Source organism: Moraxella oblonga NBRC 102422 (assembly GCF_001598275.1).
Classification (GTDB): domain Bacteria; phylum Pseudomonadota; class Gammaproteobacteria; order Pseudomonadales; family Moraxellaceae; genus Moraxella; species Moraxella oblonga.
The window spans coordinates 9910-34435 of sequence record NZ_BCYQ01000020.1 but is presented as its reverse complement, the minus strand read 5'-3'; the positions used below and the strand labels follow the sequence as shown (position 1 = coordinate 34435).

General features: G+C 41.8%; 19 protein-coding genes. 13 read left to right on the top strand and 6 right to left on the bottom strand.

Annotation, left to right across the window (positions count from 1 at the left end; all coding sequences use genetic code 11):
- Positions 1-9 precede the first annotated feature (9 nt).
- The 9 genes from MOB01S_RS07110 to MOB01S_RS07070 all read left to right on the top strand — a co-directional run bounded on the left by MOB01S_RS07110 (position 10) and on the right by MOB01S_RS07070 (position 10286).
- The gene (locus MOB01S_RS07110; protein WP_066803114.1) at positions 10-501 is read left to right on the top strand and encodes a type IV pilin protein; all 492 of its coding nucleotides are present in this window, start codon (positions 10-12) and stop codon (positions 499-501) included.
- Positions 501-920, top strand: coding sequence for a type IV pilin protein (locus MOB01S_RS07105; protein WP_066803112.1), 420 nt, complete (start codon positions 501-503; stop codon positions 918-920). Before MOB01S_RS07110 ends, MOB01S_RS07105 begins: the two co-directional genes overlap by 1 nt.
- A 162-nt stretch (positions 921-1082) precedes the next feature.
- Positions 1083-3449, top strand: a complete 2367-nt coding sequence (gene mrcB / locus MOB01S_RS07100; protein ID WP_066803101.1) for a penicillin-binding protein 1B — start codon at positions 1083-1085, stop codon at positions 3447-3449.
- A gap of 20 nt (positions 3450-3469) precedes the next feature.
- On the top strand, positions 3470-4594 hold the full coding sequence (alr, locus tag MOB01S_RS07095) for an alanine racemase (protein WP_066803098.1): 1125 nt from the start codon (positions 3470-3472) through the stop codon (positions 4592-4594).
- A 46-nt stretch (positions 4595-4640) separates the two neighbouring features.
- Positions 4641-5222, top strand: a complete 582-nt coding sequence (locus tag MOB01S_RS07090) for a LemA family protein (RefSeq protein ID WP_218016084.1) — start codon at positions 4641-4643, stop codon at positions 5220-5222.
- Between the two features lie 12 nt (positions 5223-5234).
- Positions 5235-7559 carry a M48 family metalloprotease gene (locus MOB01S_RS07085; RefSeq protein ID WP_066803092.1) on the top strand — a complete coding sequence of 775 codons (2325 nt, stop codon included), beginning with the start codon at positions 5235-5237 and terminating at the stop codon, positions 7557-7559.
- Between the two features lie 96 nt (positions 7560-7655).
- Positions 7656-8738, top strand: a complete 1083-nt coding sequence (serC, locus tag MOB01S_RS07080; protein WP_066803089.1) for a 3-phosphoserine/phosphohydroxythreonine transaminase — start codon at positions 7656-7658, stop codon at positions 8736-8738.
- A 100-nt stretch (positions 8739-8838) separates the two neighbouring features.
- A complete protein-coding gene (gene gloB, locus MOB01S_RS07075) occupies positions 8839-9639 on the top strand; it encodes a hydroxyacylglutathione hydrolase (protein WP_066803086.1) in 801 nt (266 codons plus the stop codon).
- Between the two features lie 77 nt (positions 9640-9716).
- Entirely contained in the window at positions 9717-10286 is a 570-nt protein-coding gene (locus MOB01S_RS07070) for a manganese efflux pump MntP (protein ID WP_066803082.1), read from the top strand.
- A gap of 35 nt (positions 10287-10321) precedes the next feature.
- On the opposite strand, the gene MOB01S_RS07065 is transcribed toward MOB01S_RS07070, so the two are convergent.
- The 4 genes from MOB01S_RS07065 to MOB01S_RS07050 form a co-directional block, all read right to left on the bottom strand.
- Positions 10322-12280, bottom strand: coding sequence for a DnaJ domain-containing protein (locus MOB01S_RS07065; RefSeq protein ID WP_066803079.1), 1959 nt, complete (start codon positions 12278-12280; stop codon positions 10322-10324).
- A complete protein-coding gene (locus MOB01S_RS07060; protein ID WP_066803076.1) occupies positions 12277-14004 on the bottom strand; it encodes an Hsp70 family protein in 1728 nt (575 codons plus the stop codon). The genes MOB01S_RS07065 and MOB01S_RS07060 overlap by 4 nt, the downstream gene beginning before the upstream one ends.
- A 123-nt stretch (positions 14005-14127) precedes the next feature.
- Positions 14128-15330 (bottom strand): glycosyltransferase, encoded by a 1203-nt coding sequence (locus MOB01S_RS07055; RefSeq protein ID WP_084349654.1) that lies wholly within the window; start codon positions 15328-15330, stop codon positions 14128-14130.
- Positions 15330-15818, bottom strand: coding sequence for a peroxiredoxin (locus MOB01S_RS07050; protein ID WP_066803073.1), 489 nt, complete (start codon positions 15816-15818; stop codon positions 15330-15332). The genes MOB01S_RS07055 and MOB01S_RS07050 overlap by 1 nt, the downstream gene beginning before the upstream one ends.
- Before the next feature lie 201 nt (positions 15819-16019).
- Here MOB01S_RS07050 and MOB01S_RS07045 point away from each other — a divergent pair, with 201 nt between their 5' ends.
- Positions 16020-17333 (top strand): NCS2 family permease, encoded by a 1314-nt coding sequence (locus MOB01S_RS07045; RefSeq protein ID WP_066803069.1) that lies wholly within the window; start codon positions 16020-16022, stop codon positions 17331-17333.
- Between the two features lie 70 nt (positions 17334-17403).
- On the opposite strand, the gene MOB01S_RS07040 is transcribed toward MOB01S_RS07045, so the two are convergent.
- Complete coding sequence (locus MOB01S_RS07040; protein ID WP_066803066.1) at positions 17404-17883, bottom strand: hypothetical protein; 480 nt, start codon at positions 17881-17883, stop codon at positions 17404-17406.
- A 278-nt stretch (positions 17884-18161) separates the two neighbouring features.
- On the opposite strand from MOB01S_RS07040, the gene MOB01S_RS07035 reads away from it, so the two are divergent.
- Together MOB01S_RS07035 and MOB01S_RS12330 are read left to right on the top strand one after the other, a co-directional pair.
- Positions 18162-18467, top strand: coding sequence for a hypothetical protein (locus MOB01S_RS07035; RefSeq protein WP_066803063.1), 306 nt, complete (start codon positions 18162-18164; stop codon positions 18465-18467).
- Positions 18468-18501: 34 nt separating this feature from the next.
- Complete coding sequence (locus MOB01S_RS12330) at positions 18502-18669, top strand: hypothetical protein (RefSeq protein WP_157073927.1); 168 nt, start codon at positions 18502-18504, stop codon at positions 18667-18669.
- Positions 18670-18709: 40 nt separating this feature from the next.
- Here the strand turns inward: MOB01S_RS12330 and MOB01S_RS07030 are convergent, their stop codons facing one another.
- Positions 18710-19273, bottom strand: a complete 564-nt coding sequence (locus MOB01S_RS07030; protein WP_245640016.1) for a TetR/AcrR family transcriptional regulator — start codon at positions 19271-19273, stop codon at positions 18710-18712.
- Positions 19274-19524: 251 nt separating this feature from the next.
- On the opposite strand from MOB01S_RS07030, the gene MOB01S_RS07025 reads away from it, so the two are divergent.
- Entirely contained in the window at positions 19525-24393 is a 4869-nt protein-coding gene (locus MOB01S_RS07025; protein ID WP_066803056.1) for a translocation/assembly module TamB domain-containing protein, read from the top strand.
- Positions 24394-24526 lie beyond the last annotated feature (133 nt).

Sequence of the window (24526 nt, the reverse complement as noted above, 5' to 3'; positions counted from 1 at the left end):
GGATTGTCCATGAAAAAATATCAAGGTTTTACCGTGATAGAGTTGTTGATGGTGTTGGTGATTCTCTCCATCATCACCGCTTTTGCTGTGCCAAGTTACCAAGAGTATACACGCAAAAAGGACAGAGCTGTCGCCCAACAAGAAATGCAAAAAATCGCTGCGGATTTGGAGCGTTTTCGTGGCAAAAACTTTACTTATAAAGGGTTTACATTGCCAAACGAAAGTGGAACAGCGCCACAAGCAAATGCACCAGTGGAGCGTACAGTCTCTGTTAATGGTAAAGAGATTTATACGATTAAGGTAACTGATAATGCAGGTGTCAATATCGCCAATGCAAAGGCCGACGGTTTTGCTTGGCGTATCTATGCTGAACGTACAGATCCAGCCGCTCAAGCACTCAATTATGACTTGCTTATGACGAGTGTGGGTGAGCGTTGTATGACGCAGGCAAAAGATACTGTTAAAAAGGGTACTTGTGGTGACAATGAGGTGAATTGGTGATGCAAAAAGGTTTTACAATTATTGAAATCATCATTGTGGTGGGTATTATTGGTGTGATTGCAGCCATTGCAGTGCCATCTTATGATAAATATGTGGTGCGTACCAACCGCACCGCAGTACAAACAGAGATGGTGCGTCTAAGCCAAGAGCTACAACGTTATCAAGTAACAAACCGCAATAGTTTTCAGGGTGCGGACAATAAAATCAAAGGGGTGAAAAACGCCTCCTTTCCAGACGGTACCCCCCATTATACCATTAACATACAGATTCAAGATAATGGTAGAAAGTGGACCATGACAGCAGAACCTGCGTCCGCCAAACAAAATGGCGATGGTAGTGTTGTTCTAAATAGTCGTGGACAAAAGTGCTGGACAAAAGGATCAAGTTGTACTCCGTCAAGTTCAACTGATTGGAAATGACCTTGATAAAAACGACATCTTAGGGTGTCGTTTTTACTTTTGGGCAATCAATACAAAAAATCATCTTTGGTGTTAGATTGTTGCAAAATTTCATCATTTTTTCACTTGCAAAAATCTGCATTTTGGGCGATATTATGCCTTTTAAGGTCTTAGGGGTGTGTGATGTCTGGTTCTTTACAAAAACGCCAACAGGGATTTATGCTCGTTGGTTTTTTGCTGTTAGTGGCGATTATTGTGGGTTTGGTGTTTTTGGCAATGCACGCTTACAAACTTGATGCCGAAGTGGTTGGTAAGTTTGAGACACGCCGTTGGAACATACCTGCCACGGTGTATTCTCGCCCCCTTGAACTGTTGCCACAGATGCCATTGAGTGATAAACATCTCAAAGACTGGCTTCATCGTCTAAATTATAGCGAGACCAACAGCCAAAAAACAGGGACTTATTATAAAGAGGGCAATACTTACACCATTTATGCTCGCAAATTTGATTATGGCGATGGCGACATAGACGAAGCACGTGTGTTGAAAATCACTCTGCGTGATGGGCAAATTGCCAAATTGCAAAGCACCATCGCCCAAAATAAAGCTCGTTTAGAGCCGATAGAGATGGGTCGGATTTATCCTGAAAACAACGAAGATAGAGAAGTCCTAAAAAAAGAAGATGTACCCAAGCCTTTGGTAGATGCACTCATCGCTACCGAAGACCGTTTATTTTATGAACATCATGGCGTATCGGTGCGTGGTATTGCTCGGGCGATTGTATCAAACATCACAGGTGGGGCAAGGCAGGGCGGTTCTACCATCACACAACAACTCATCAAAAACTTTTATCTCAACTCTGACCGCACCCTAAAACGCAAGGCGAACGAGGCACTCATGGCTTTGCTTTTGGAACGTCATTATGCCAAAGACGATATTTTAATTGCTTATCTTAATGAGATTAATTTGGGGCAAAATGGCAATGTGTCGGTCAATGGTTTTGCGGTGGCATCACGATTTTATTTTAACAAACCCTTATCAGAATTGCGACTTGATCAGTATGCACTGCTTGTGGGCATTGCCAAAGGGTCTAGTTATTACAACCCTAGAAAATACCCCGAACGCACCAAAGATAGACGCGATACAGTGCTTCACAATATGCTAGTCATGGGTAAAATCACCCAAGAACAACATGATGAGGCGGTTGCTCATGATATGGATATTGCGGATAAGCCCATGCTTGCCAAACGTCATTTTCCTGATTTTTTTGACGTGGTTAGACGTGATTTAAAAACGTATTATCAAGAAAAAGATTTGATGAGTGCAGGGCTCCGTATCATTTCTACGCTTGATCCAATTGCCCAAACATCTGCCGATAATGCCATGACGGCACAGCTTGCCAAACTCAAAAAGACCAGTAAAGCCACCCAAAACCTACAAGGGGCGTTGGTGAGTGCTGACCCTCAAACAGGGGAGCTTGTGGCGATTGTAGGTAGTGCAGGGGAGTTTACAGGATTTAACCGAGCGGTGGATGCCAAACGCCAAGTGGGTTCGCTTTTAAAACCTGTGATTTATCTGACAGCACTACAATCAGGTAAATACAACCTAGCCAGTGCTGTTAATGATGAACCTGTGGCGTATCCATCAGGGGGCAAATCATGGACGCCAAAAAATTATGGCGGTAAAAGCCATGGCGAAGTGCCACTCATGACTGCCCTTGCCAACTCTTACAACCAGTCGGCGGTCAATGTTGGTATGGATATGGAGCTTAAAAATTTTCATGGGCAATTGCGTCAGTTTGGTATTGAAGCGGAAATTTCACCTTATCCATCGGTGCTTTTGGGGGCGATGGATTTGTCACCCATGAATATGTTGGGTATGTACCAAATCTTTGCTTCTGGGGGTTATCATGCACCCATTCATAGCGTTAGACAAATCATCAGTGAAACAGGGCAAGTGCTAAAACGAACTGATGACGACCGTAAAGTTCAGCGTTTTAAACCAGAACATATGTATCTAATCAACCATGCCATGACCGAAGTTATCAAAAATGGTACAGCCAAAAAAGCCCTATCTTTGGGAGAGCATCTAAACCTAGCGGGCAAGACAGGCACAACCAATGACGCACGAGATGCGTGGTTTGCAGGATATAGTGGCAACTACGTGTCTGTGGTATGGGTTGGGCGTGATGACAACAAGCCCATCGGATTGACGGGCGGTACAGGAGCATTGCCGATTTGGGTGGATTATATGAGTCGGCTCAATCTAACACCCAACCATTTTGAAACACCAGACAAAGTAACGTGGGCGTGGCTAGATAACGGCACAGGACTGCTTTCTAAGGAAGGTTGTCCTAATGCGGTGTATTTGCCTGTGCTGAATGAATTTATGCCACAGCAAGGCACGGATTGCTACTACGAAACCCAAGTGTCAGAATTTCAAAGCCAATCAACACAGGTGGTAGATGGTGATGATGACAGTCAGACTGAGGAAGAGTTTGTCCCAGATGAAGGCGTGCATTATGGCGAGCCTACCGAGTACAGCGAATAACAGTATAATAAAGGTTAAAAATGCGACATACTACCATTACTTTAAAGGCATCTGCCCTGCAAAAAAACCTAAATACCATACGCCAAAACGCCCCAACCGCCAAAGTCATGGCAATGGTAAAAGCCAATGCTTATGGGCATGGTATTGCTTGGGCTTTGCAGGGGTTGTTGGAAGCGGACGCCTATGGTGTAGCAAGTTTTGGAGAGGGTGTGCAAGTTTTTGACATATTATCCAAAATCAACTGTCAAAAATTGTCAGTTAAGCCCATTGTTCTTATTGAAGGAGTGTTTAGTCAAAGTGAATGGTTACAAGCGTTAGACTATAATTTTAGTTGTGTGGTGCATTGCCAAAACCAACTGGATTGGGCATTGGCAAATGTGCCAAAAAATGTCAGTTTTTCACGTACTATTTGGTTAAAATACAACACGGGCATGAACCGTTTGGGGTTTGGCAAAAATGACGTTTTGGCATCTGCCAAATTGCTTATGGATAAAGGTTATAACATCATTTTAACCAGTCATTTTGCTTGTGCAGACGACAGAGAAAATTTAGCAAATGGCTTGCAAATAGAGCGTTTTAATGAGGTGCTTGGTGCTTTAAAAGCCATGCATGCGGATAAAATACAAGGCTCACTTTGTAATTCGGCAGGAATTTTTAACTTTCCTAGTGTTCATTATGATTGGGTGCGAGCGGGGATTGCTCTATATGGTGGTATGGCTGTGGCGGACAAAACCCCAAATCAGCTTGGGTTGCGACCTGTAATGACTTTTACTACACATATTTTTGCCATTCATGAGTTAAATGTGGGTGAGCAGGTGGGTTATGGCGGATTATGGATGGCAGACAAGCCCAGTCGCATTGGTGTGCTAAGTGTGGGCTATGGTGATGGCTATCCTAGAGTGGTACAAAATGCCCATGTTTTTATCACAAAAAACAGTCAGCAGTTTTTAATACCTGTTGTGGGGCGTGTGGCGATGGATATGATGATGATAGACATTACCGATGTGCCTGTGGGGGTGGGCGATGAAGTTGTGTTGTGGGGAGAGGGTTTGCCTGCCTATCAAGTGGCAAATTGGGCAAACACCATTGATTATGAGCTTTTTTGTAAAACTACCGCACGCCCTCTGCGTCAGCTTGCCATGTAGGGTATGTTATGCTAGAATGAACTGATAGGAAATTTGGAGGTGTGTTATGATGTATGTGGTGATGGCGTTGTTGATTGGGCTTGGTATGTTTTTTGTCATCATATACAATGGACTTATTCGCCTCAAAAACCAAGTTGCCAACGGACTATCCCAAATTGACGTTCAGCTAAAACGTCGCCATGACCTAATTCCAAATTTGGTGAACATTGCCAAACGCTATATGATTCACGAGGAACAAGTGTTGGTCGCTATCACAGAAGCTCGTAATATCGCCCAAAGCATGAATGGCGTGAAAGCCAACCTTAGTGATAATGGCGAACTTGCCAAATTAGCCAGTGCCGAAAATACCTTATCAAAAGCTCTCACTGCCTTCTATGCGGTGGTAGAAAACTACCCAGAATTAAAAGCAGACACCACCCTAAAAGAGTTGTCAGACGAAATCAAAAACACCGAAAATCGCATAGGTTTTGCTCGCCAATTTTATAATGACAGTGTGATGTTTTATAACAATCAGCGAGAAATTTTCCCCAATAACATCGTAGCAAATCTGTTTGGGTTTTTTCCCATATCCCAATTAGAATTTACGGACAAATCCAGTATTGGTGTCTCTCCCAATGTATCATTTTGATGATTGCCCAACATGACCACTCATCATCAATTTTTTGAATTACAACGCCATTACAAAAGAAATAGCCTAATGCTTTATTTTTTATTTGTCATGGCGATGATGATTCATGTGGTGGTAGCGTTATTGGTATTTATGGTGGCTTGGTATTTTATTGTTGGGGTTTGGACAGAATTTTTATGGTTTTGGATTGTTTTAATTATTCCTAGTTATTTTATTTTAAATGTTTTATATCAGTATAATAAAATCACCCACAATCACGATTTAATATTAAAGGATATTGAAGTCAAACGCTTATTTATTAATGTGTCTGGTTTGGCAAATTCATCATCTCAAAATGTGATTTGTGTGAATTATATCAAGGAATTTGAACCTAAATATCGCCGATATTATCAATTTGCCGAACAACTTGCCATTGCTTCTAATATCTATTTGCCAAAACTATATGTCATGAATGATAAAGGCATTAATGCTTTTGTGGCAGGATTTGATGATTATGACATGATGCTTGTGGTGAGTGAAGGGGCATTACAATTAGATAATGAAAGCCTATACGGTTTAATCGGTCATGAATATGGACATATATTACATGGCGATGCCAAATTAAATGTCAAAATGTATGTGCTTATGTCAAGTTTGTCATGGCTTTATGATGTGGCTGATAGCTTGGAGTGGATTTCTAAATGGCGACAAAACCCCAAAGTAAAACGCTATTATCTTACCAACGATAAAGGTCAAAAGCGTGAATATGTACAGGTAGTTGGTGTCGGGCGATTGTCTATTGAATTTATTTCATTGATGATTCGCTTGGTGGGTTTTTTGGGTATGGCAAGTGGCGAATGGATAAAACAGCATTTTAACCGCCAGCGTGAATTTTTGGCAGATGCAACTTCTATCCAATTAACCAGAAGTAATGGTGTAACCAAATTATTAAAAATATTACAACAAAATCCTTTTTTAACCAAAAGTAAGAAATGCTATACCACACATTTAAGTTATTTTTTCTTTTTGAACCCACATAATGATTATGCTCTAAGTTGGCGAGAACGGATTGGTGATTTGGGCAATACCCACCCTGACAATCATGAGCGTATTCATGCTTTGTATGCGTCTGATTATGAAGATTTTGCAAAAATGGCGATTGCTCATTTGGACGTAACAAAATTGCAACGCACTTATGATGATATGATGGCTTTGCAGATTAATGATAGCATTTCCCACATTAGTAAGCACCCAACCAATCATTATCCAACTTCATCTAAAATAACTCCCAATGTCATCAAAGACCAGTTGCCCAATATTATCCCAGTTTATGATAAACCAATCATGCACTTACAAGAAAAAGTTCTCAATGATGGATTGGTAGTTGATAATACAGACATCGCTGATAATGTGATTTATCCTAGTCAAGCAAAAGCGGATTATGAATTGGTTAATGTTCAATACATTAGTATTAATCATATAAAAAAACTACATTTGCCATTAATCATCAACCGATTTTTACACAATAATGATGTGGGTAGAGATGATTTGACGCAGTTATTTCAGCTATTTTACGCGGTTATGATTTGCCATGATAAAAATGAATTATGTCTTGATAAACATATTTGTTTTGGTGATGTTTTTTATGAACAAGATGGTCATGATAGAGTGCTGACAATTGACAGGTCATTATTGATGGAAGTGGCAAAAACGGATAGACGTATTGACCATGGATTGTTGTGTGTTATTTATCAAAGAATTTATCAAGATTTATGCGATAAAAATAAACAATCATGGCTGATGGGTGATTTTTATCAGTTATGCCATTATATCAGTTATGGCAATCATCAAAACACCAACAATAATTCATTGGCTACTTTGTGGCAAGGCGTTCATTTGTATGGATTGCTTTCTGTTTTTGATAAAATGTATGATTTTGAGGAGATTTATCAAATGTTATTTGATAAATTAATCATCAAGGCAAAACAGTACTGTATCAATCATAATGAATGGGTGGTGATTTTATTATTAATAAAAATTATCACCAGTCATCAGTACGACCATCATAAAAGTATCCATACTATTTATCGTTATATACGCCTCATCAATTCCCAATTATCAATCCACCAAGATGATTTGGAAAGTATTATAATGATGATTTTTCAATGCAGTGCGGTGGATATCGCATTGTTGTTGTGCCATTATCAAAATGATGACCTAATGATGAATAAAAGATATTTAGATACTTTGCACACTTCTCTATTGGGTAATGGTGTGTTTGATGAATGTGATTATGAGATTATGTCTGTTTTGTATGACAAATGGTGCCCAAATACCAAATTTATTCCTACGTTGTAATGCAGGTGATGATGGTGTTTTTATTTTTGGGTGGTTATTTTAAAAGCCATACAAATCTGTTACAATAACTCACCAAGTTTTTTTTAAGGATACCTCATGAATCGCCTTGCCAATTTTTGTGCTGGTCCTGCCAGTATGCCTACCGAAGTCTTACTAAAAGCCCAAGCCGAGCTACTTGATTGGCGTGGTAAAGGCGTTTCTGTTATGGAAATCAGCCATCGCAGTGCTGACTACATTGAGATTGCCACCAAAGCCGAGCAAGATTTACGCAAATTGATGGGTATTTCAGACGATTATGCGGTGTTGTTTTTACAGGGGGGTGCATCTTTACAATTCTCTGCCATTCCCTTTAACCTGTTAAACGGCGGAACGGCGGATTATCTAAACACAGGTACATGGTCAGAAAAAGCCTACAAAGAAGCCAAACGTTACGAAGCATTGGGGCTTGGCAAAATCAATCTGGTGGCACAAGGCGATGGTAAAGATGTTCCAAACGCTGATGTTTGGCAGTTGTCAGATAATGCATCTTATTTTCATTATTGCCCTAACGAAACCATTCATGGCGTGCAGATTTTTGATACCCCAAAAGTCAATGCCCCCATCGTGGCGGATATGTCCTCTTGTATTTTGTCTGAACCTATCAACGTCAATGATTTTGGATTGATTTATGCAGGGGCTCAAAAAAACATCGGACCTGCGGGCTTGACGCTTGTTATTGTACGTAAGGATTTGATGGAGCAGGCAAGTGCGTGGTGTCCAAATGTCCTAAATTATAAAAATCAAGCCGAAAATGACAGTATGTTAAACACGCCATCAACATTTGCGTGGTATCTGTCAGGTCTTGTGTTTGAGTGGCTCTTGGAAAATGGTGGGGTGGAAAATATTGCCAAAATCAATCGTGCCAAAGCCGAGCTACTGTACCAAGCCATTGATGATTCTAGTTTTTATCATAATGCCGTTAATCCAAAACACCGCTCTATCATGAACGTGCCATTTACGTTGGCTGATAGCGAGCTTGATAAAGTCTTTTTGGAAAAGTCCAAAGAAGCAGGACTGTTAAACCTAAAAGGTCATCGCATTGTGGGTGGTATGAGAGCCAGTATCTATAATGCTGTTACACTCAAACAAGTACAAGCACTCGTTGATTTTATGAAAGATTTTGAAAAATCTTACGCTTGACGTTTGGTATCCAACTGAACAATCCATGATTTTTAGAAGGTAGGGGCGAATTTCGCCCTTACTTTTACAACCGACCAGTCGGTTTTTTTTGGAAAAACCCATGAAAATTATCCCCATTCCTATTTTAAATGATAACTATGTTTGGCTAATCACCCAAGGCAATCATGCCATTGCGGTGGATATTGGCGATGATGAGCCTGTTATTGATTATTTAAAAAAGCACCATCTTGACTTGTCTGCCATCTTAATCACTCATCATCATGATGACCATATCGGCGGTGTGGCAAATGCCAAAATCGCCTATCCCAATGCCCAAATTTATGCCCATGATACCCATTTAAATGCCATTGGTATTATGCCTGATGTGGTGTGTGATGAAAATACCACATTTGAGCTGTTGGGGTTAAAATTTAATGTGTGGCGGACGGCAGGACATACGGACACACATTTGAGCTATTTGTGCAACATTAATCATCAAACTCATGTTTTTTGTGGAGATACATTATTTAGTGGTGGGTGTGGGCGAGTTTTTACAGGAACGGTGAATGAATTATTTGACAGTATGGAACGTTTTGATACATTATCTTTTAATATTTTGCCTGATGATGTTTTATTTTATCCTACACATGAATATACGGTATCTAATCTAAAATTTGGTTTGTCAATATGTGATGATGTGACCAAAAAAGAGATTTTGGTGCATAAAGAGTATGTAGAAAAACATCTAAAAAACAACACGCCATCATTACCAACCAACCTTAAAACAGAGCGTTTGATTAATGTGTTTTTACAAACAGACAATAAAAAAATGATTGATAACATTAAACAAATTTACCCTTTAAAAAATGAGGATAAATTATCAGTGTTTTCGGCACTGCGTGAATTAAAAAATAAATTTTAGACATTGTTGATTAAAGATACTTAAAAATCATAAATGTATTGCTATTAAATAATACCAATTATTAATGAGTTAATTACATGAATATCGTTGCTCTGACCGCCTTATCTTTTGGTATGTCTATGGACGCATTTGCGGCGTCTGTGGTGCGTGGGGCGAGCGTTCATTTATCAGACAATCGTTTATTTCAAGCCTTTAAAATCGGCATTATTTTTGGCATTGTAGAAGCAATTACGCCGATTATTGGTTATTTTTTGGGTGTGTTGGCAAATGATTTGGTGCAAGGATTTGACCATTGGGTGAGTTTTGTATTATTGGGTGGGTTGGGCGTGCATTTGATGTATGAAGCGGTTTTTGGGGTGGACGATGATGGCAAATCCATCAAAAATAACCTTGCCAAAACCATCTTGACCGCCTTTGCTACCAGCATTGATGCGATGATTGTTGGTGTATCGCTTGCCTTTTTAGATGTCAATATTTGGTTAGCAAGCTTGCTGATTGGCATGGCGACCACCACCATGGCGACTTTTGGGGTGTGTTTGGGGGCAAAAATCGGCAAAGAAGTTGGCAACAAAGCCCAAATTTTGGGCGGAGTGGTGCTTATTGGGATTGGGGTTTTTATTCTCATGACACATTTGGCAAGCCATTGATTTGTTGAATTTTAACTTGCTTATGTGATTGACCATCATTCTTTTCCTGTAATTGTTGATCTAAATGCCGACCATAATCCAATGACGACTAACACCCCAAACAATGGTATGTTAAACATCAGCACAAACGCTACCAAGCCCGCCATCAAGGTGAGACCTCCTGCCAATCCCAAAAATACTCTCAATGTTAGATTTTCTAGTGTATGTAGCCACGACCAACCATTGACGGTCAAAAGGTGTAGCACGATTGGTGTGTAAATGATAAGCCACAATAAGGGGTGATATCCTATGATGTTGCCCCGAATACTCTCACCCACCAGTAGGGCGATGAGCGGATACACCACGCTGACAAGGGTAAAAATAAAAACCGCATACCAATGAGTTTGTATGGCAAAGGGGTTGTCATAACGGTTGGCACGCATAAGACTCCACCATAGCCCAAATGCCAAACCATGCACCATAAAATAACTGGGGTCATCATAGAGCTTCATGGTCTCATCGGTCATGACTGGGCTTTTTTGGAGACTGTGATATGCCCCATAAAAGCCACTGGCAAAGATGAGTGGTATAGAGATGTGTAAGTTTTTAAAATACTTCTCATTCACACGGTGCAGGTAACGCTGATAATTAAATTTGTTAGGCGTTACAAACAGTTGCCACCGCCACCGCCAAAAAATCATCATCATGCCCACAAATATCAGTATGGGCAATACATGATGATTGACAATCGTCATCTTATCAAGGGCAAGAGAAGTTCCCCACACCAAATACCAAATTATTGCACCAGCCATCAACACGTCTTTGGTGCTAAATACGCCGTCAAACGTCCATTCTTTGAGTTCTTTGAGTGTTTTGCTGTTGTGAAGTGAAGTATAAAAAAGATAGTCATTCTTTTTATCTAGGGTGGATAGTGCGTTTAAGGCGTGCGTGATTTGGTGTAAATCATACGACAATGCCCCCACTTTTTCAGGATAAAAAGAGTATTTGATAAAACGGTAGGCATGGACATAGGTGTTGGGGTGGCTGTTTTGATAATATTCATAAAATGCTGGGTATTCTGTTTGTAATAACTGTTCAAATTCTTGCGATTTGTCCAAATCAGTACTGGCATAACTGATAAAATTAGCCACAGTTCTTTTATAACGCTCTTGCAAATCGGTCAGATAATGCCATGGATAACGCTCGATTTGCCAAGTGTCCATGATGGTCTGCCAACCAAAGTTGTCAAACACCCAATGATAACTTTGATGATAAATGTTTTCTCGCCACATAAAAAAATGTAACAAATCTTGCTCATATGCCATGCGGTCATCAAGAGGCAGGTTGGGCAGTTGTTCCACTTGCTCGCCAAGCAGGGCAAGTAAGGCTTTATCTTTGTGCTGATGGCTGGTCTCGGCGTTGTCAATGTCGTACCATGCGTTTGTCAAACTTTCATAATCATTATCATCACTCTCATCTGCCACATCGTCATCAGTCCAGTCGCTTGTTTGGTCTTGATGGTTTGCGTGGTTGTCTGTGTGGTCGTTTGGGTCATCGGTTGGTTGAAAATCATCTGTGTCTACACCGACATGACCGTCATCGCTCTCATTGGGCGTGTGTTTTGTGTCATCAACAATCTGATAATGAATGGTAATACCCTGAGCAGGCGAGATATTTTCTACGTCTTTGATGAACTTGGTAAGGTTGTCATTGACGTGATTGACATCATGGGTGTCGTCAGGTTGACCGCCAACATCCGTCTCATCGCTGTGATGGTCATACTCGGTGTGTTTTAAAATATCGTCATTCTCATCATTCTCATCATTCTCATCGTCATTATCATCATCGGCATAATAATAGCGAGTAGCAAGGGCGTGTTCGTACGCTTCACGCAACTTTTTAAAGCCTTCGGGGTTTTTGTCAGGCTTGTTGTGTTTTAGCTGTTTGGCATAGGCTTTTTTGATGGTGCTTTCATCATCGGTGGGTTCTATGCCCAGTATTTGCCATGCGTTCATCGCCAGTCATCTCTGTTTTCAATATTGTCCAAAAATTCGCCAAATTTGACCTGCGAATGGCGGATTTTTTCGCTGTCTTGACCATCTAGTACGTTTTCAAACCATGCCAAAAGTCGCCCAATCTCCTCTCTGTCATGTCCTAGACGTTGTGAATATAGGCGTTCGGCTCGTGCAATGAGGGCTCGACTCTCGATGGTGTCTCTTGGGTGGATTTTTAGGGCGGATAGTTTGTCTTTGGAGGCTTGCAACTCTTTTTCGGTGAGGCGTTTTGCACCATTTTCAATGGTGAGATTGTGCTGTTTGCCTCCTGCATCAATATCCACTTCTAAAAGCCCATTGACATCATAGGAAAAACGCACGTCAATTGATAACTGGGTAGCCTTGCCTTGATATTCTTTGGGGACTTTGACGGTCAGCTCGCCAAGCAAAATATTGTCTTTGACAAGCCGTGCCTCACCTTGATAAATGCCAAATCGTACTTCGGTTTGGTCGTTGTGAACGGGGCTAAAATTTTCCACACGGCTTGTGGGAATGATGGTGTTGCGTTCAATGATGGGTGAAAAAATGCCTGCTCTGCGTTCGTGCTCGTTCACTTGAATGCTTGTTTCCACACCCAAAGAATAAGGTGATACATCGGTCAATACCAGCTCATCTAGGGCGTTGTCTTCTGCAATCAATCCTGCCTGAATGCTTGCCCCGATAGCGATTGCCTCATCTGGATTTAGGGTGGCGGTGGGAAAACGCCCCAAAAGTTTGGCAATCATTTTTTTAAAAAGTGGCATACGAGTTGAGCCGCCCACCAGCACGATTGCGTCCAAATCTCGCACTTTTAGCTCGGCATCTCGCACAGCCTGTTCAATGGGGGCGGTGATTTTAGCGAATAGAGGTTGGCAAAGCTCCTCAAAGTCATCGCTATTAAGTGTATAATCGTACACTTTATTATCAATGCTAAGATGGATTTGGGCGGTATCATGGTCGGATAACATACGTTTGGCACGTTCACTCTCATCATAGAGCATGGCGTGATGAGCTTGCCAAAAGTGGCTTGGCGTACCTTGATTTTCGTGATGGCGGATAAAATCCTTGATGATGACTTCGGTAAAATCCTCACCACCAAGCAAATTATCACCTGCGGACGCTTTGACTTCCATGACCCCTGCAAAAAGTTCAAGCAGGGTTACATCAAATGTCCCACCACCCAAGTCCAATACCAAAAATTTACGCTCATCATCGCTGTCATATTCGTGCAACCCATACGCCATAGAGGCGGCAGTAGGTTCGTTGATGAGGCGTACAACGTTTAAGCCTGCAAGTGTGGCTGATGTTTTGGTGGATTCTCGTTGATGGTCGTTAAAATAGGCAGGAACGGTAATGACAACATCGCTGACTTCTTGCCCCAGATGGGCGATGGCATCTTGTTTTAGGGATTTTAAAATTAGGGCAGATAACTCTTCTGGGCTAAATTTTTGGGTGTGTTTGCCTGCGGTTAGGGTATAAATTTTTTGGCTACCCATAAAGCGTTTAAAGGTGCTAGCGGTAGCGGTAGGGTGGCTGATAAGGCGGTCTTTGGCAGGTTGTCCCACGAGGATTTTTCCGTCATTATCCACACTCACGACCGATGGCGTAAGCACACTCCCCAAGGCGTTGGGGATTAGGGTGGGTTTGCCGTCCTTAAAATAACTCACAAGGCTGTTGGTTGTACCTAAATCAATGCCAATAATCATCTTTTTACTCTTTTATGCCAAAATGGCTTAATTATAGTGATAAAGTTTTAAAATTACCACAAAATTTATGCGGTGCTTGGTATTTAAATGTAAGTGATGTAAAAAACGTATGATTTTTTAAAACTATTCATCCACTCGCACACAGACCAAATTATCGTGCCTGTCTTTTTCTACCAATTTACAATCAGGCACCAGCGACTGATACACCGCCAACGTTTCGGCTGTCATTTGGTCAATGGTGTATTCATGGGTCATGGCAGGACGAAAAGCATTTTTTAGGTGGGATTTGATGGTTTTGCACAAGGCGATGGCAGTTTCTTCTTTGATGATGCCCTGTGGATAGGTGGCTTTTAAAATATCAGCAAACGCCCCCCTTGCCCAGCCAATGACAGGTGTGCCTAGATGTATGGCTTGAATGGCAGTAATGCCAATGCTTTCAGGGTGGCTTGCTAAGGCAAGTACCACATTGGCAGAGGAGAGCCATTCCCTCATGTCGGGCGGTCGCCTACCGATAAAAGTTACCTTATCTTGGAGATTTAGAGCGTGCAGACGCTGGATAAAATCTTCGTGGGCGACATCTTGGGGTGCAAGTGGGTCGTTGTCTTCGGCGATGATGGCATGAATGTTTGGGAATTGTTCTTGGAGATTGCCCAAAATGTCAATGAGCCACTCTTGTCCATACTCTGCCCCCACAGGCGTGGGGAACATCAGCCATTTTTTGTGTTCAAGTTCTGGATATTGTGCAAATACGTTGTGTAGCCAATAGACAGATGAATGATGGCGATAGGGGTATTTGCGTACATCTATGCCTCGTTTGATGCAGGTGATTTGAAAGGGGAATTCATCAATATCCAACTCTTCTTTTTTTTCGGCCAATTTGTCAATGAGGTAGGCGTGTATGCTTTTTGATGCTGTAATGATAATGTCGGCATTAAATAATGCTTTGGCATAGGAATTGAGTTGATAAAAGCCATACATGGTGGCCACTATCTTGGGGCGAGATGATTTGGGATAGGGTCGTAATGCCCAATGTAGTACCCACGCAGGCGTGCGAGAATGTACATGAATCACGTTGGGCTTGTAATCATCAATCAATGTTCGTAAACGAAAAACGTGCCGTAATGACCACCATGACTTTTTTGGCATAATCATTTGATGATAAATCGTGCCATCACGCACAAGGCGAGTAACCAGTTCGTCATCAGGGTGGGCTGAACCGATAACCATGCTTTCATGACCTGCTTTGGCAAGAGCATGAGTAATGGCATAAATCCCTCGCTCGGCTTCATCATGTTTGAGCGATGAGGATAGGTGCATGACTTTCATTATAAAATATCAAGTAAGGTTTGAGCGTGTTCTTTGGATTTGATGTTGCGAAAACTTGCCGTCATGATGCCATTTTTATCAAATACAAAAGTTGAACGCACCACACCCAGATGAGTTTTTCCGTACATCATTTTTTCTTGGATAACGCCAAAATGCTGGCATAGCTTTTCATCGGTATCGCTAATGAGTCCAATGCTTAGTTCTTTTTTACAAATAAAATTATGGTGCGATTTGATGCTATCACGAGATACGCCAAGTATGGTGTAGCCTTTTTGGGCAAATTTATCTGCCAGTGCTGTAAAGTCGGTGGCTTGCACCGTGCAACCTGCCGTACTGTCTTTGGGATAAAAATATAAAATCAAACCACTATTGTGCTGTTTGATAAAATCATTAAGGCTGATGGTTTGGTGAGTTGGTTCGTTACCTGTGTTTTGTACTAATGCAACTTCAAAGGTGGGTAGGGTGATATTTTCGTGAGAGTTTTTCATAAAAAGTTGTGATTAAAATGGTGTATTTTACTAAAAAAAAATATAAATTGCCATAAAATTGGCATAAAGATGAATTAACTTGATGATTATCATGTGTTATTTACGAAGTTTTGTATAAAAACTTTCGTTAAAAATTTGTAAAAATTGTATCAATACGGTAAAATTACTCGCTAATTTTTTTAGCAACTTTTAAGGCGTTTTATGTCTTTGCTTTCTTTTTTTGATATTGCTGAACGTGGTTCTACAATACGCCAAGAAATCATCGCAGGTTTGACCACCTTTTTGGCAATGGTGTATTCGGTGATTGTTGTGCCAGGTATGCTTGCCGATGCAGGTTTCCCTGCTGAGTCGGTGTATATCGCTACCTGTCTTGTGGCGGGATTTGGCTCTATTTTGATTGGTGTGTTTGCCAATGTGCCAATGGCGATTGGCTGTGCCATCAGTCTGACGGCGTTTACTGCATTTAGTTTGGTTATCGGTCAAAAAATCGCCATTCCTGTTGCTCTGGGGGCGATTTTTTTAATGGGGGTTGTTTTTACTTTTATCTCCATCACAGGGGTGCGAGCGTGGATTTTAAAAAACCTACCAAGCTCTATTGCTCATGGGGCGGGGATTGGTATTGGGTTGTTTTTGCTTCTTATTGCTACCAATGGCGTGGGTTTGGTTGTCAAAAATGATGCAGGTTTGCCTGTAAAAATGGGTGAATTCATGTCATTTGGTGTCATCATGTCATTACTTGGTTTGGCAAGCATTATCGGACTTGAAAAGAAGGGTGTTAAAGGCAGTATTTTGTGGGTGATTATCGCCATTACTATTTTGGGGTTGATGTTTGACCCCAATGTTAAGTTTGGTGGTTCTATTTTTAAATTACCTACCATTTCTGGCGAATCACAATTTTTTAACCTAGATATTATGAGTGCGTTGAATGCTACTGTATTGCCTGTGGTGTTTGCCCTTGTAATGACGGCAGTTTTTGATGCCACAGGTACAATCCGTGCGGTGGCAGGGCAGGCGGGTCTGATTGATAAAGAAGGTCAGATTGTCGGTGGTGGCAAGGCTTTGACAGCTGATTCGGTGTCATCACTCATGTCTGGTGTGTTTGGCACAGCTCCTGCGGCGGTGTATATTGAGTCGGCAGCAGGGACAGCAGTCGGTGGCAAAACAGGTCTGACGGCGGTGGTTGTGGGCGGGCTTTTTTTGCTCATGTTGTTTTTTCAGCCATTGGCATTTTTAGTGCCAAGTTACGCAACCGCTCCTGCCTTGATGTATGTAGGTCTGCTCATGCTAAGCAATGTCTCAAAGCTGGATTTTGAGGATTTTGTGGGGGCGATGAGTGGGCTAATTTGTGCGGTATTTATCGTGCTGACCGCCAATATCGTTACTGGTATCATGCTAGGTTTTGCGTCTTTGGTGCTGGGTCGGGTGATTTCTGGCGAGTTTAAAAAACTAAACATCGGCACAATCATTATCGCACTGGCGTTGGTGGCATTTTATGCGTTGGGTTATGCGATTTAAATTAGACTGATGATAAAAACCACTTGCCCGATATATTGGCAAGTGGTTTTTTTGGATTGTGGTTGTTGAATTAATTGAGTAGCGTGCCAAAATTGGGGCAACTGGATATTTTTTGATTGAAGACAGCGATATCACGCCCCATTTTATCTTTAAAGACAAATTCAAAATTGACACCGTCCATTTGTAAAACTCGGGCAAATAATTTGGTATCGCTTTCACCAACTGCTTTTGATACTATCTTGTCAAGTTCGGGAATTTGGCGACATACTTCTTCGGTCATTTGTTTATCAAATCCTTTTAAGCCATCTTTTGGAATGTCTTCTTTGACGATTTCGTTAAACTGAAAGCTAAAAGTAATCTTGGGGTATTGGTTGTTAATGGTAAGTTTGCCACCCATAGGACCGCTCATTTGGTTCATGCCATCACTGCTGTAATCGTGTGATTTTAGGCTTTGGCGGATTTTTTCCATTTTCTTTTCTGGACTGCTACATGCAATCAAAGCAAACGTTGGAGCAACAGTAAGACAGGCGATGACAATAAATTTTTTCATTCATTCCCTCAATCGGTTAAATTAATAACAAAAACAAATATTTTTGCAAAATTATACACAAAAGATAACATTATTGCAATATTTAAATGGGCGTTATAGTAAAAACAAACAAAGATTTTTTGTTCGTGTGAATTAAGTATATTTGTGGTGTTTTTTAAAATCTATGATTATCTAATTATGCGATAAATCATCAGTAAAGAACAATTATTATCACCAGTTAAAATAGATATGTCAATGATTTATGGCACGCTGTATATCTTAGCGATTGTCGCACTGGTATGTTTTATAGTAAAAGCGATGTGTTTTTTGTCTGCAATATATTTGTTTGGTTTTTTATTGGGGTTTTTAACGATAATTTTAGACCAAAAATAATCAAACGTCAATTAAAAGAGTTGGAAACTTTAAAGAGTACAACACCATTTACCATTCTAGATAAGGACAAATTAGAAGTTTATGACTATAAAGGTGCTGTGGTAAGACGTTTTAAAACTACAAACATCAAGTTTTTTGTTTTTGGGAGAAATCGTATGGTCATGGATATGGCAGTGTGGGGTTTAAAATTACTTGTAAAGATGGTTTATTGAATGGTTTTATTTATGACATCACAAAGGAAGAGAAATGGACTACGCCTTTTATTTGGAATATGATGGGGATTTGTATTATGTGGGTGGCTATTTTTGGATTATTGGTAATATGATTGATATGTTAAATAAAGACCCCAATGCTAAGCATTTTGCATTTAGACGTAAAAATTACATCAATCAAAGAAATTGGGACAATCCATGATTCATGGATTGGGGTGGTTACAGATTACCACCCTTTATCATTACCTATCCATCGCTTCAATAAGCCCAAGCAAATAATCTCTCATGACAGGCAAATCATCTGCCTTGACCTCACCAAGCCACGCTCCGTCCACCGCATGACGCACGACCGTGAGACGTATGTCGTCATCGGTGCTGGTGTGGACGGTGAGTTTTTGGGCAAGCCAGTTTGCCCATAGGGCGTGCATTTGGCTATCTGCCGTCATGGATCGGATTAGCCCTGCCCAGTCGCTTGTCAGTCCAATGTCGGCATTATCAAAAAATACCGTAACATAAGCTCGTGTAAACGCCCCAAATTCGTTGTCCATATGTGCCATAATGGCGGTGTTTACCTGAGCGATAAACAGCTCAAACACACTCATCATCAGCTCATCTTTGTTTTTAAAATGATGAAATAATCCGCCTTTGCTCACCCCTGCCATGTCAGCGACTTTTTGTAAAGACAGATTGGCAATACCATCTCTTAGCATGATGTCTTTGGCACACAAAATCAGACTGTGGCGGAGCAATTCTGGGTTGTTTTTGCGTTTTTTGGGAATGGTGTCATCAAATAAGTCTTGGGTCATGGATTGCATTACCTAATATATTAAAATAAAAACCGACCAGTCGGTATTTTTATTTTAACAGAAAATGATAAAAATACAAGGAAAATTTGTGGGTGTGTTGATGAAATTTTATCACATAAAATCACACGACAAATTGAAAAAATTCTCATCTTGTGGTTTAATGGTGCGTTTCAACTAATGATGATTTTGGGTGGTCATTTTACATGGCATTGACATTCTCCAACACAAAACCACGCTGGATAGTTTTTTTGATGCGTCTGGTCATCGTCTTGGCGGTGGCGGTGGTGTTGGTGCTGTTGTCGCTTCTTTATGCCATGAACACGCAGACAGGGACAGCGTTTTTGCTAGACAAGGTTAGCACTCAAATCGGGGCGAATTTGAATTATTCAGATGGCACGCTCCGTGAGGGTGTGTGGGTGTCTAATTTTCAGCTCAAACCCACTGATGATATTGAGATTAAGATTGACCGTGCTTTTATTAAATTGGGCTGGCGGTCTCTTTTTGCCAAACAAGTGCATTTGGTGGATAGTGAGCTTGGTACACTTGACATCATCAACCATAAAGCTCCGACAGGTGAGCCGTTTGATTATATGACGGTGGATTTGCCCTTTACCTTAAAAGTGGATAATTCTACCGTACAAACCATTGCCTTTCACCAAAAAGACCAAAAAACCTTCCATTTAAGAGATGGGCATATCCAGTCTGCCACATGGTCTGGCACACGCATAAACACCCAAGGTACATCAATCAGCTATGAACGTGATGTTGTTGTCAATAATGCCACAGGCTTTATTGATTTGTCAGATAGCTATCCCTTAGATGTGCGAGCAGACATTAATGTCAAGGCATTAGACGATGTTTATTTTGACACGCTCTACACCCATGCTACAGGCTCTTTAAAACGCACGGTTGGCAAAGTGGTCTCCGCCTACAACGGTTATGACGTGCGTGGCGAGTTTAGCGTGCAGGGGCTAGATGATAATGTACCTTTTTCTGCCAAGCTCTATGTGGACGACATGGTGCTACCCTACGCCGAAGAGCAACAGATTCATTTTACAGACGGAGTGATTACTGCCGAAGGGGTTATTGATGAGATTGAAATTCGTTTAAACAGCGATTTGACTGCCAAAGACATTCCATCAGGGCGTTATCATGGGCGAGGGGTTATCACGCCAACCAAAGGCATGGATATTCCCTTTTTAAAAGCAAACACCCCAAGCGGTGTACTGACCGCCAAAGGAAGTATGGATTGGCAACACGAATTTAAACTTCATGCCGACGTCAAGGGCGACAGTTATCAAATTCGTGATGTGTTACCGATTGAGTACCAAGATTATCAGGCTTATTTGCCAAAAACACTCACAGGCACGTTGGGGGTGGATTATGATTATTTGGACAAAGACAGCAATGAAACTCGCCTACAATTTAACCTAGCCCAACAAGACGGCGAGCAGGTCAATGTTCGCCTTGCTCAGTCCCAAGACAATCCCAATGCTGATTGGCACATTCATGCCGATTGGCAACATTTGTACCGTACCAACGTACCAAGCCTAGACAACATTCACTCCAAACGTGGTAATGTTCACATTCGCCTAGCCGAAGGGCGGACTTTTGTGGAGGGTAGGGCAGATATTGACAAATTGTCTGTTGCTCCAAAGGGTGATTACATCATCAAAGCCAATATTGAAAAAGGCGAACGCATTCATCTTGATGATTTTAAATATCAAGGGGTTATGGGTGATTTGGCAGGTCATGGTCGGATTGACTTGGCAACCAAACAAGCCCCATTAACATGGCAATTTGACCTAAATACCCAAAAACTTGTTCCCAACGCCTATTTTGATACGCCAAACAAAACACCCATTCATACACTATCAGGCAGATTGGTGGCTATGGGGCGACTGCGTGAGGGCGAAAATGGCACAACGCACGATTTTGACATTACTGATAGCGATTTGGTGGCGACCTTAGATGACAAAAAACAACTTGCCCTAGATGGCAAGGGTGGTGGCGTGGTGCTATTAAATGGTTCAGACGTGCGTCATTTTAAGGCATATTTTGATGGGGCAATAAACCAAGACTTTATCAAGCTGGGCAAAAGTAATCTTAATGTCGTGGCACAGGGCAACCTAGATGCGATAACTATTGATAAGTTAAATCTAAATAATGACAAACTGGGTACACTCTCCGCCACAGGCAAACTGGGGCTAACCAAAGGCATTGCTTGGGGTGTGAATGCTCATTTGGACAAGGTGGATACGTCTGTCATTTCGCCTGATTTTAAAGCAGTCATCACAGGCAAGCTCGCCAGTCAAGGGGCGTATGGTGATAAGTTGGACAGCATTCAAGCCAGCTTTGATGGACAAGTTCAAAATGACAAAATCCCACAAGGTAGACTTAATTTTGATGTGCTTGGCAAGGGCAATGTCATTGATATTAAACGTCTAAGCCACACAGGGCAGGCAGGTAGCCTAAACGCCACAGGTAAGGTGGATATTGATAAGCGTGCATGGGACATAAAAGCTGGCATGACGCAGTTTGATATGGGTCAGTTTGTGCGTGGTGTTGATAGTAAGTTGACAGGTCAATTGGCAAGTAAAGGACATTGGAAAGACACCCAAGCCATAGACATAAGCGGACTTGATGTGCATGGGACGCTAAATGGTCAGCCCTTGACTGCTAAGGGGTCTTTGTCAGTGCTTTTGGATTTGCCTAAAAATTTAGATAATTATGTAGCACGCCTAAAACAAACTGCCCACACCCCCAAATCACCCAACGAACTGATTGATTTGCAAAAACAGCTTCATGCCCATGCCTACCAAACCAGACAAATCATCAAGCACATGACAGCAAACGATTTGTCAGTACAATTGGGCGATAACACCCTTGCCATGAATGGTGATAAAGGTAGGCTGACTACTACCGTCAGTGTGCAGGATTTGGGACAAATTGTGCCGTCTGCCAGTGGGCGGATAGTTGGTGGCATGGTGCTGGCTGACGACAGACAAGCCTTGCCCACACTCTATGTAGATTTAGATGTTAATGATGTACGCACCAAAGACGTCATTGTTCAGCGTGTGGATGTACTGGGTAAGGTGGTTAATCTGGGTAATCTGCCCAGTCAGCTTGCCATTGAGGTGGATAACATCATTGCATTGGGGCGAGTGGTGAAGTCGGCAAGGCTGGATTTTAAAGGCACACAAGAGAGTCATACTGCCAGTTTTGCAACCAAAAATGCTGACCTTGAAATGTCCGCCCATGTCAAAGGTGGGTTTAATGGCAAAACCATGCAATATCAAGGTGTACTGGGGCAGGGGCAAGTTGTTAGTAAATTTGGACAAATTCGCCAAACTCAGCCAGCCGAGTTTTCTTATACTGTTAAAAATAACCACATCAAAATCGCTCCCCATTGTTGGCAAACCACCAAAGATGCACGTACAGGCTCGCTTTGTTTACAAGATATGCTTAGTTATCATGATGCAGGGGCAAACATCAACCTTGTTGTACAAAACCTAGATACCAGCGTGCTATCTCCTGCCTTGCCAAGCGATATGCGGTGGCGGTCGGTGCTAAACGGTAAGGTGCAAGCCAGTTGGCAACAGGGCAAAAGCCCGCTCATCAATGCAGTACTGTATTCAGATAATGGGCGAGTGGGCATAAGCCAAGAAGGTGGCTATGTAGAGATGCCTTATGAGCGAGTGTCAGTGATTGCCAAAAGCGTGCCTGCTGGACTCAAAATCCGTACAGACATTGCAGGGACGATTGGGACAGGCTATGCTGATGTGGTGATAGACCCTTATAAAACCAACAAACCCATATCGGGTGCTATGGCAATAGAAGGGGTAGATTTGGCGGTGGTGCAACCATTTTTCCCTGATTTACAAACGTTGGCAGGCATGGTGGACATCGCGGGGGCAGTGGGTGGTACGCTCACCAAACCACTATTTTTTGGGACGGCTGAGTTAAAACGTGGACAGCTTGCGGTGGCAGGCGTGCCATTGATGTTATCTGGCATTCAAGCTGACATGGATATACAAGGTGATTATGCCAAGTTAAAGGGTGGTTTTTGGGCAGGCGAAGGGCGTGGTAAACTTACAGGACAAATTGATTGGAAAAATAGCATACAAGCACAGCTTGGTATTATGGGTGAGCATTTGACGATTGATAGTCCGCCTTTGTTGATGGCAGAGTTTAGCCCTGATATTGAAATTTTGGTTAAACCAACCGAGCAGTATGTGAATGTCAAAGGCGTGATTTCTGTACCAAATGCTACCATTCGTCCGCCAGAGACGACTGAAACTATCGTGAGTCAATCAGGTGATGTTACGGTGATTGACCGCCGTAAAGTGGCGAATGTCAATGAGATTTTGGCAACGGTCAAACCGTGGAGCATTAACGCTGATATTGGGCTTGATTTGGGTGATAATGTGGTGTTTCGTGGTTTTGGGGCAAAATTACCACTGGCAGGGGCGTTGCATTTGACTCAATCAGGACAAGACTCCATGAAAGCTCGTGGTGTGGTACAGGTTGCCAAGCGTGCTACCATTGACGGTATTGGGCAAAATTTAGAACTCAACTACGCCCAAATCCGCTTTAATGGCGACATGCTAAATCCACACCTATCTATTGAAGCTGAAAAACAAATTGAGGGACAAACGGTGGGTGTGCGTGTCAAAGGCACGGCAAACAAACCTGATATTAGTGTATTTAACAGTGCAGGGCTGACCGAACAACAGGCGATGAATGCCATCATCACAGGACGTATCAGTGAAGCCAATGATGCTCAGGTTTCTGAGCAGAGTTTTCGCTCCCAAGTGACCAACAATCTTGCAGCGGCAGGGCTCAACTTGGGTCTGTCTGGTACTAGAAATATTACCAACCAAATCGGCAATGCACTAGGCTTGGAAAATTTGACAGTTGATGCACAGGGTAACTCACATGACACAAGTCTCAACATTACAGGCTATATCAGTCCCGATTTGTACATTCGCTATGGTGTGGGTGTATTTAATGCCAAAACTCAGCTTTCCATGCGATATCAACTTACTCGCCGTGTCTATGTAGAAGCAACCAAAGCCACTGAAAATATGGTGGATGTGATTTATCGGTGGAAGTTTTAATATCTCATCAACCTTAATTCCGTCATCTAATCACATGGTAGCAAAGTGCGTAACAGACCACCATAAACTCAAACCTAAAAATCGTGTGTTATACGCATTTATGATAATTTAACCTCAACAGCCAAAACCGTTC